At 50.5% G+C, this 10,881-nt stretch carries 5 protein-coding genes and 2 tRNA genes; 5 read left to right on the top strand and 2 right to left on the bottom strand.

Translation table 11 applies throughout. The annotated features are described in order from the left end of the window. Positions 1 to 246 precede the first annotated feature (246 nt). Positions 247 to 1,227, top strand: a complete 981-nt coding sequence (locus AAF564_08460; GenBank protein ID MEM8485570.1) for an NAD-dependent epimerase/dehydratase family protein — start codon at positions 247 to 249, stop codon at positions 1,225 to 1,227. 483 nt (positions 1,228 to 1,710) lie between these two features. Here AAF564_08460 and AAF564_08465 read toward each other — a convergent pair whose 3' ends face one another. Then, complete coding sequence (locus AAF564_08465; GenBank protein ID MEM8485571.1) at positions 1,711 to 2,808, bottom strand: hypothetical protein; 1,098 nt, start codon at positions 2,806 to 2,808, stop codon at positions 1,711 to 1,713. 582 nt (positions 2,809 to 3,390) lie between these two features. Here AAF564_08465 and AAF564_08470 point away from each other — a divergent pair. Next, a complete protein-coding gene (locus tag AAF564_08470; GenBank protein MEM8485572.1) occupies positions 3,391 to 4,407 on the top strand; it encodes an amidohydrolase family protein in 1,017 nt (338 codons plus the stop codon). A gap of 313 nt (positions 4,408 to 4,720) precedes the next feature. On the opposite strand, the gene AAF564_08475 is transcribed toward AAF564_08470, so the two are convergent. Then, positions 4,721 to 4,804: transfer RNA gene (locus AAF564_08475), tRNA-Leu, on the bottom strand. Between the two features lie 273 nt (positions 4,805 to 5,077). Between AAF564_08475 and AAF564_08480 the strand changes: the two genes are divergently transcribed. The 3 genes from AAF564_08480 to AAF564_08490 all read left to right on the top strand — a co-directional run bounded on the left by AAF564_08480 (position 5,078) and on the right by AAF564_08490 (position 10,773). Then, the gene (locus AAF564_08480; protein ID MEM8485573.1) at positions 5,078 to 6,964 is read left to right on the top strand and encodes a M1 family metallopeptidase; all 1,887 of its coding nucleotides are present in this window, start codon (positions 5,078 to 5,080) and stop codon (positions 6,962 to 6,964) included. A 145-nt stretch (positions 6,965 to 7,109) separates the two neighbouring features. Then, positions 7,110 to 10,583 (top strand): two-component regulator propeller domain-containing protein, encoded by a 3,474-nt coding sequence (locus AAF564_08485; GenBank protein ID MEM8485574.1) that lies wholly within the window; start codon positions 7,110 to 7,112, stop codon positions 10,581 to 10,583. Between the two features lie 118 nt (positions 10,584 to 10,701). Next, positions 10,702 to 10,773: transfer RNA gene (locus AAF564_08490), tRNA-Asn, on the top strand. The last annotated feature ends 108 nt before the right edge of the window (positions 10,774 to 10,881 follow it).

Genomic DNA, 10,881 nt, shown 5'->3' on the forward strand with positions numbered 1-10,881 from the left:
GCAGTGCACAGATGGGACAAGCATGGCGAATCTGCTAAAAAAAAAAATCGCCCCTAGATCAGTAGCTGGATTGACAACATCGATTTCCAACATGCAAAAGCTACCACGGCAATGCGTATGGGGCATAAATTTAACGAATTGGCATCTGGTCGATAGTCCTACCCACATATTCCCGTGTTTTGTAGATATTGGAAAGCCCTATCCAATCTATATCCCCTATTTTCTCACAACACAATCAGATCTACCATGGGGCGTACAGCTTTTGTCACTGGCGCAGATGGGTTTGTGGGACTGAACCTTACAAAAGAACTGCTCAAGCATGGATGGCAGGTGTTTGCGTTCTGTCTACCAGCATGCACATCTCCTCACCTGGAAGAAATGCGGGTAACGATTCTTCGTGGAGACATTACGGACAAGCAATCCCTGCTTACAGCCTTCCCCGAACATGTTGATGCTGTTTTTCATCTGGCGGCAGACACGAGTTTGCGTTCGTCAGAGAACAAAAAGCAAAACAAGGTGAATGTATTGGGTACGCGCAATGTGGTGGAAGTCGCACTCGAAAAGAAGGCTGGGCGATTTATACATATGTCCTCCGTAGCTGTGTTCGGCTTCCATGAGAGACACATCCATGAACAAACACCATCGAACGTCTACAACTCAAACATCAACTATTTCAAATCCAAAGCGCTGGCTGAAGAAGAAGTGTTACGCGGCATAAATAACGGATTAGACGCTGTAATTTTGAGTCCGGGAAATATTATTGGCCCGTACGACACCAGCGGCTGGGCACAGATATTTATTAAAATAAAAGAAGATCAATTCTCCGGTATTGGAAATGGCGGGGGAAGTTTTTGTCACGTTTTTGAGGTTGCCAAAGTAATGCGTGAGGCCGTCGACAAAGGCAAAACCGGGGAGCGGTATGTATTGGGGGGCGAAGACGCCAGCTTTCACGAGTTAGCCGTAAAAACACAGCAGCTTATTGGCGGCAACGTTCCTGACAAACCTGTTTCTTCAGCGATGATGCACCTCTTGAGCTGGATCGTCATCTTCTTCTGCACCCTACGCGGGAAAACACCGTTTTTGACACCAGAAATAGCAACGTTATCTTCGAACTGGTTGTGCGTAGACGCAACAAAAGCCGAGCAAGAACTGGGCTATCGCAAGCACAGTCTGGAAGAGATGATACAGGATTCCTACCAGTGGTTGTCATCGCAGAATATCTGCTAACTGTACAACCTTTCAGATAGCAGGCAAGGAGAGGCTAGTGCGCTGCGCTATAAAACAAAAATCGACTTAAACACCATCGTTTAAGTCGATTTCCCAATGTGCCCAAGAGAGGACTCGAACCTCCACGGGGTTGCCCCCACTACACCCTGCATGTAAATCACCCGTGTTCAATCAGGTGTTTATGTTTTCAGATAGCTCACAGAATCAGCAGGATAGACCTTCACATCTAACATATGATGTTCGCCCTAATTCAATCAGATGATGTTCGCCCTAATTCAATCAGATGATGCAGGGCACCCTGACAATAGCCCTGATCGCTTCAGGTTGCCGGCTTCTAACTTGGAGAAGTCTAATTAATTACTGTAAGGTTTTTAGATAGTATTGTACTTCCCGTCTTTAATCTATAAACGTAAACGGCCTCTTTCAGGGACAGACCATTATTGATAGGTGATAATAAGCAAAGCTCATACTGGTGGTTTTCGGCTAAAAGACCGTTATCTTTTCAAGATCTACAAACCGAGCAAGCACCCCCCAGCCACCCAATTCTTCAGTCACAGCAAAGACAATCTCATTTTCGCCCTGCTTTAGATCAAGAAACAAGCTGTCAAAGAATCCCACCGTTCCCTGGTAGCGATAGTCTCGAGACAAAAACTCACGTTGGCCATCATAAACGGCTTTTCCATTTACATAAATCCGTGCAATGTCACTGTAGCCAAATTCCAGCTGCTTGAGTTGCTCAATTTCAGAATGAACTATAAACTTAGCCAGTACGGTATTTTCTTCTTCATTGAGAACACCTACTCGTGCTAGATTCGCAACACCTGTAAACTCTGTATCCACATCTGACCAGGCTAAGTCTTCCAATCGCATGTGATTCAATTCCAGGCCTAAGCGATTCTTTGCAAACGCATTGGATACTTCCCAGGATGAAACAACCTCTGGAGCAAGTTGAGGGACTTGAGTAGACTCGCCTACAAACTGTATAGTGTTTGGCTGTGAGACAGTCACATTCGCGATACGTGTATCAGTTAGTATAGACCTAAATGCAATATAGCCTGCTACTGGATCTCGCCTCAGCTCGAACACCTCCAGAGCGGGGATCTTCATATTGTCGATGAAGACTTCCATACGAGCACCTTTAATAACCATCTTAATGTGCATCCACTCATTGTCCTTGTATTTGTAGTCAATAGAGTAATTAGGGCCTTGATAGAGCTGCCATCCATGAACACCGTTGTAGTTGGGGGTGTACTGGATTGCATCAGGATCGCCAGATCGATGCGGACGAAAATATAATTCTTCGTGATTGATATTATCGACCATGCGAAAAAACGTGAATACAAAGCCTCTTTGGGCACCAAAAGCGACATCATATTCGATGATTCCATCCTTCATCGAAATGCCCGGGAGTTCAGCAGTACTGCCGGGTGAAAGCAACAAGGCCTTAGCTCCCTTGTACTCCTCTATAGAATATGTCCCGTCATAGGACCATTGCTCAGAATCAAAAGGGATGACTTCTTGCCCCTTTACCTGGGAAAAAATCATCAATAAAGGAACAAGGGCTAGTAGAGTTCTAATCATAAAAACCAATTTTCTTTGGCGTATTTAAGTGAGTGCATTGTCAGTGGATGACAGCTTTAAAAATCAATGATTCACAATCCTTCAAGCGGCTTATTCTGTTGCTTGTATTAATCAGACGACCGCTAACCATTAACCTACTGCATCGCTCTTTTCTAATCTTGACGGTGTCAAACGATAACCTTTTTTCACTAGCAATGTATTTTGGGGAGATCGAATCTGTAGGTGCATTATTAATATTGCCCAACAAGGCATAAAGCAACTGAATAATGATCTAATGAAAAGAGATCAAAAAAAAGGTCATTAGAGGGAAAAACTTGTCAATTCGTAAGGTTAAATCTAACTTGAGAAGGCTTGGCCTTGGTAAGGCTTCCCGAAGTTCGAATGTTTTGCCTACAATTTTCAACTGAGGATTTAATTGATCGCAACAGTAGAAGAGGTTCGCCCTTCACCCGCAGGCTGGAAGTCGCCTCGGAACATGATGCAACATGAAACCCTAGAGGTTTAACGTACACCAGAACCTGAAGCATCCCAGAAACATACATGGGATTAAGCTCAATATTGCTTCACCCTAAGACCCACCAAATGAAAAAGCTTGCAATCATAGCATGTACAGCACTCCTATTGCTTTGTAACGCTGCACAGGCTCAACAGCCCAAGATCGATGTGCATGTTCATGCCATGTTGCCAACAGACAATGGCCCACCTCCATTATTTGCATGCGTACCTGTAATCTCGTACTTACCTGCTCCAAATACGGCTAGTGAATGGCCGCAGCAATTCATGCATGCGCTCAAGAATCCGGCATGTGACGATCCCATTCCGATACCAGAAACCCCTGAAGCGCTAATGCGGGCTACCATTGTAGAGCTCGAAGCCAACAACGCCGTCGGCATTTTAAGTGGTCCCCCAGATCGTGTTAATCTCTGGAAAGAGGCAGCACCGGATCGGTTTATCAAGAGCCTGCAACTCAATATACTGAGAGACCCCTATTCCGCTGAAGATGCACGAGCGTATTTCGCCGATGGTGGTTTTTTAGTTCTGGGTGAGGTCACCAACCAGTACATTGGGATCGGCCCGAATGACCCGCGCATGATGCCCTATTGGGCGATGACTGAAGAAATGGATATACCAGTACAGATCCATATGGGCAGCGGCCCCCCAGGCGCGGGCGCCCTTGTACCGGATTTCCTTGTTGCAGCAGGTAACCCGTTGCTCCTCGAGCCAGTACTTGCAGAGCACCCAAACCTCCGGATTTCGATCATGCACATGGCGGAAGGGTTCAATGACGAATTGGTCATGATGCTTTGGACCTATCCACAATTGTATGTAGATATCGGCGGGATTATGTGGGGTAAGGGTATCGAATACTTTTACGGTCAGCTTGAGGACCTTGTAAACGCAGGGTTTTCGAACCGCTTGATGTTTGGTGCTGACGCCATGACTTGGCCGGGTCTGATTACTCGCTCACTCGAAATCATGGAAAACGCAGACTTTCTCAGTGAAGCCCAGAAGCAAGACATATACTTCAATAATGCGGTGCGCTTCTTTGGTCTAGATTCAGAAGAAATGAAGCGTCGCGCCTTGGGCAAGAAACCATAAGACGCCACAAAACAATATGCTCTCCGGAATCGGGACGTGAGATCAACCAAAAAAAGGTGAAGAGCAAAGCCCACTTTTATATCCCTGAAATGCTAAAGCTTAATGCACAACCACTATGTTGAGTACAGGTATCACAAGAGGTCATTGATCTCCTCACTGACACCATAGTGCTATCCAGGAAGTCTTCAGGAAAGACTCAAATTGCACAGCTACCCTGACGTTTTAGAAATGCACTACTGTCAGCCACAGAAATAGAAATTTCCCAAAACGCAAAAAACGGCCAAATCCGATCAGATTCGCCGTTTTTCTGAAGTGCCCAAGAGAGGACTCGAACCTCCACGGGGTTGCCCCCACTACACCCTGAATGTAGCGCGTCTACCAATTCCGCCACTTGGGCAAGGCTGCATTTTTTGCAAGTGACCGCTCTAACGCACAATTTGCAATCCGGATTCCACCCGCCGGCAAAAATCTGCGCCCGTTGCGTATATTCGGATACACAAATACGAATTAAGGGTAGCGTTTAATGCCGATTTTCGAGTGCCGAATGCCGAGTGATTTATTTTTTGCGTTTCTGTCTTCAGAAACCTCGACCGGAACGGCAAATCCGTAACTGGGATGTTCTACCCTTAATCTGCAATACTTACTAAAATTGACTTGAGCATCCGATTCTATGTATCGCCGGCTACTTTCCTGCTTCTTTGCTTTCTGCCTCTTTCTCCCCACAGCTGTTGCCCAACGCCCCGTGCCCTATCCCGTATTCACCACCCCGCAATTTGACCAGGCCGTAGCCAACGGCACACGCAACCTCGACGGTACACCCGGCACAAACTACTGGACCAACACCGCCTCCTACTCCATCGAAGCCGCGCTAATGCCGGATAGCGCATTTGTTGTGGGTGACGTGATTGCTACCTACACAAACAACAGTCCTGACACACTCGACACTATCGTCATGCACCTGCGGCAAAACCTGCACAAAGCCGGCGCAGTACGCAACCGCCCGCAGCAGCTCACTGGCGGCATGGATGTACAAAACGTTACCGTCGATTACAGCCCCGCAGACTACGACATCAACGGTACCCTCATGTACCTCGCGCTGGAAAAACCGCTACTCCCGGATAGCAGTTTACTCGTGGGCATGCACTGGACCTTCAAAATCCCAGAGCCCGGCGCGCCCCGCATGGGTGGAGATGGTGAGGTCTTCTTTGTCGCCTACTGGTACCCGCAATTTGCCATGTATGACGACCTCCGCGGCTGGAAAGCAGATCAATACATGGGCAATGGCGAGTTTTACATGGGCTTCGCAGATTACGACGTACACCTGACCGCCCCCGCCGGCTGGGTCATGGCGGCTACCGGTACGCTACAAAATCCAATGGCAACGCTTTCTGATTCATCTCAGGCTCGACTTGCGCGCGCAAGCCGGACGCGAGACATTGTGTCGATGCTGAGTGCTGACGAAGTGGCTTCCGGCTTTTCTGCCACACAACCCGGTGGTGTTGTAACCTGGCACTACAAAGCAGAGCAGGTCCGCGACTTCGCGTTTGGCACCTCCAATGCTTACGCCTGGGACGCTACCAGTGCGCTTGCCGGCGATGTAGACGGCGACGGTGCCATGGACACCACCATGATCCACGCCTTCTATCGCCCCGGTAAAGCTGCCTGGCCCCGCGGCGCTGAGTTCACGCAATACTCCGTGGAATTTATGGCCGACAAATTCTTCCCTTACCCCTATCCACACATGACCGCCATGGAAGGCGTTGTTGGTGGCGGGATGGAATTCCCGATGATGACCCACATCGGTGGCAACCGAACCGACCAGTCGCTCTTCAGCGTCACGCTCCACGAAGTGGCCCACATGTGGTTTCCCATGATTGTCGGACAGGATGAAAAAGCGTACACCTGGATGGACGAAGGCCTTACCTCCTTCAACACAAACGAAGGCAAAGCTGCTTTCTGGAACGACTCGACGCAGTGGCTACCATCCAAACAATCGTACTACCGCATTGCCGGCACCGGCGATGAGGCCCCCTCCATGCGTCATGGTGACCAGTATCCTTACGGCACCGCTGCACGTGGCATTGCCTCCTATCGCAAGCCGGCAGTAGCCTTGCACGCCCTCCGTGGCCTGATCGGTGAAGAAGCGTTCATGCACGCCTACCGCACCTACGCAGCGCGTTGGATGTGGAAACACGCTACCCCCTACGATTTCTTCAATACGTTTGAAGATGTGCTCGGCCAGGATCTCGACTGGTTCTGGACACCCATGTTCTTCGAAACCTGGACGCTCGACCACGCCATAAAAGATGTGGCAGCAGATGAAAATGGCGTAACGGTTATGCTGGAAGATAGAGGCCTAACCCCAATGCCCCTCCCCGTGCGGTTAACCTATAAAGATGGCAACGTTGAAGAAGGCGTCGTCTCGCTCGACACCTGGCTTTCTGGCAACCGCGAAGCCCAACTCACTTTCCCCGCCGGCGAAATCCAAAAAGTAGAAATCGACCCCGGCCTCTTCCTCCCCGATGTCGACCGCTCCAACAATACCTGGCAGCCGTAGGGAATATCGAGCACCGAATTTAGAATGTCGAAGTGATCCCCCAATAACCTCCAACCAGCGACGTTCAACCTTAAACCCACCCTTAAATAGCCGATACCCGGTGTGCATAGAATCGCGTAGTTGATTTCAAACTGTACACTAATTCATGGGGACCTCAGCACAGGGGAAGGATTTTGCAAGGCGTATTGGCCTCTGCATCGTGGCATGTCTATTGGCATGGCCGGCCGCCTTCGCTGTGTCCCAGCCCTATCTCACGCACAACTATGCCATCGAAGAAGGCCTTATCCAGTCGCAAGCCGCAGCCATTCATCAGGACCAAGCCGGCTATTTGTGGATCGGCACAATCGGCGGCCTCAGCCGGTTTGACGGCCTTGAGTTCAGGAACTTCACCATTGCAGAAGGCCTCATCAACAACCGCATCTCCGCTCTCGCCGAAGACAGCAGGGGTGCACTATGGATAGGCACACTGAACGGCATCACGGTCATGGAGAAAGGGAATTTCACCCACATGACCACAGAGGAAGGCCTGCTCGATAACACCATCAATGCGCTTCATTATGCAAGGGACGGGACCATGTGGATCGCAACGCAATCCGGCCTCTCCCAATACGACGGCGCTAAATTCAAACATTTCACCCAGGCGGAAGGCCTCAGCGCCGATAACGTAATCGACATCGAGGAAGACCAGGATGGCAACCTGTGGCTGGCAACTGTCAACGGCATCTGCCACAAAAAAGCCTCAAAATTCACCTGCTACGGCATCGAAAATGGCATTCCATCCCCTTTTGTTGCTGATATCCTGGTTGACAGCCGGCAACGCATCTGGGTAGCCACAAGCGGCGGCGTTGCGCTGCTATCTACCGACGGACTGAATCAGTTTGTACGACGCAATGATTTACCTTTCCAACAGGCAGATGTATTGCTGGAAGATCAGCAAGGATTTATCTGGATCGGCGCTCGAGCAGGTGTTTTACGTCTCGATAACAATGGCATGCTTACGCATAAATGGGACCAGGGCGACTGGATCACCATCTCTCTGTTTGAAGACTCGGAACACAACGTTTGGGCCGGCACCTCTGGCAGGGGTATCGTAAAATTCCAACAGACGGCGTTCTCTCACATGAACCCGGCCTGGCATTTACCAAACGATGTCTACCTTGCAGCTTATCAGGATGACGCGCTCGCTTACTGGTTTGGCGGCATGGTCAGCGGACTGTACAAAGTAGATAGCACAGGTGTAGAGCACTTTGATCCTACGACATACCCGGCCCTCCAACATGTACGCACCATTGCACAGGATTCAGCCGGCAACATCTGGGCCGGCGGGGCTGGTGGCGCCAGTGTTTATGATGGGAAATCGGTCAAAACTTATTCTACAAATAACGGACTCATCAATCCGTATGTCTATAGCATCCGACCAGACAACGCCGGGCGCGTCTGGATTGGCACCGGCAATGGCCTACACGTCTTTGAAAGGGATTCTATTCGCGTAATCGATCTCGAGGTGGGGAGGAATAGAAGAACTGTATATACCTTGCAGGCCGGAAATGACAATAAAATGTGGATCGGTACAACCGAAGGCTTGATGTACCATGACACTGAAGGCTTGCATAAAATTGCCTCCACCAGCAAACGCCCCATCACAACCATCCTGCCAGACAACAGCGGTGACTTGTGGCTCGGCACACTGGGCTATGGCGTATTGCGGTACCGCCCAAGCACGGGCGCACTGGTTGATTCGCTCAGCGTATCCGACGGACTCAACGGCAGCACCGTGTATTTCACCGAATTTGACGGCGCCGGCGATCTCTGGGTAGGGACAAGCCGGGGGGTCAATCATGTGAATATGGACGACTACTGGATGTCCGATATCAAAACCACCCGGTCCTTCGGGAAAAATGAAGGCATTGTCGGTGTAGAAACCAACATGAATGCCGCAACCATGGATAACGAGGGGCGCTTGTGGTTTGGGACGATTGATGCCATCATGCAATACGATGCCACGGCACGGCCGATCAACGAAACGCCTCCCAAAGTGCATTTAACAGATGTACGGCTTTATCTGGAAGAAATCGACCTCCACGACTTTATAACGGACAGTCCGCAACACGAAGCAGATTTTGCTTTTGCCCACGATGAAAATCACCTCACCTTCGATTTTCAGGGATTGAGCTTCACGGCCCCTGAACTTGTGCGGTATCAGTACCGGATGTCTGGATTTGACAAAGACTGGCAGCCCTTGACTGCCGGCCGCGTGGCAACCTATGCAAACCTGCCCGCAGGTAACTACATGTTTGAAGTCTCAGCCGTTAACGGTGATGGGACCATGTCTGCAACGCCGGCTTCGTTGCAATTTGCCGTGACGCCCCCGTTTTGGAAGACTGCGTGGTTCTTAACCCTTGCTGTGTTTGGGGCAATCCTTGGCGTTGTTGGGGTTGTCCAGTTACGCACCAGAAACCTGAACCGGCGCCGGCTTGCGCTGGAAGAAACCGTTGCCACACGCACCGTCGACCTCAAGGCAACCCACGCCAAACTTGTAGAAGCCCAGGAAGAAGCACTGCAGGCAGCCAAATCAAGGTCAGCGTTTATGTCGACCCTCACACACGAGTTGCGCACGCCCATGAATGGTATCCTGGGGATGACGCAAGTGCTACAGGTGACTTCGCTGGATGAAGAGCAAAAAGACTGCGCAGATACCATCATGAATTGCAGCACCATGATGATGGATCTGGTGGAAAACCTGCTCACTTTTGCCGATTTGGCCGCCGGCAAACGGACTGTAGCGCACGCGCCTTTTGATGTCCGCCACCTGCTAAACGAAGTGGTGGCAGCTTATGCACCGCAGGCGAACAAAAAGGGCATGGAGATCCGCTGCTACGCCCCCCCGGTCCTTCCAAGGCAAATAGAAAGCGACCGCGAGCACATACGGCAAGTGTTACAGCACCTGCTCTCCAACGCGGTGAAGTTTACCCAGAGCGGTGTAATCTATGTGGAGGCAAAGCTTGAAAAGCAGGATGCGGCCGCACCCAACATGATTCTGTCGGTGCATGATACAGGGATTGGGATGGAAAAACACCAACTGAAAGGGGTGTTTGATGCGTTCTCGCAAGTGGACAGCAGCGCCACCCGTCAATTTCAGGGCACGGGCATTGGCCTCTCATTGGCCCAGCAGTTGACCAGCCTGATGCGCGGCAAGCTAACCGCCCGCGCCTGGCCCGGCATCGGCGCATCATTTTACATAACGCTCCCGGTGGGCGTGCCAGATGACGCAGCAGAGAAAAACGGCACACAGAACGCGAGCGTGAAGAAACCACGGCTTTACCAGCAGAATATTTACATCGCCACAGCAGATGCACATGAAAAGCGCCGGCTCATGCTCCTCTGCCAGTCGTTTGGGATGCAACTGCTGAAAGAAAACCAGATCGCCAAAGCAGATGTGGCCATTGCAGACCCCGACCTGGCTACCAAGCTAGTCTTCCCGGCAGGTATACCGCTTATCCTGTTGCACAAATCAACTGCAACCCGCACATCCGACACGGTCCTCCAACCCGGCGCACCCGGCAAAGTAGTCCTCCGCATCCTGACCTCAAGCCTGATGGCAAAAGTAAACGAGAAGTGAGCACAGGGATACGGGAACCGCAGAACATCGAACAGCCCCTCCTCTTCACAAACGCTCAACACAGAAATTGCACACGCGTTGAAACCCAGCGTAAATTATGTAGTTTACTAGCCCACCTTCCTCGGTAGCTCAGCGGTAGAGCATTCGGCTGTTAACCGAAGGGTCGTAGGTTCGAATCCTACCCGGGGAGCTTCAAACCCGACTTGCTTCGTTGTGAGTCGGGTTTTTTTGTTTGTAAAGAGAACCAGCCGACAGGTGCCTTTTCACCGTTCTAAAACGAAAAGGCCGGCTTATAAAA

The organism is Bacteroidota bacterium, assembly GCA_039111535.1.
Taxonomy (GTDB): Bacteria; Bacteroidota; Rhodothermia; order Rhodothermales; family JAHQVL01; genus JBCCIM01.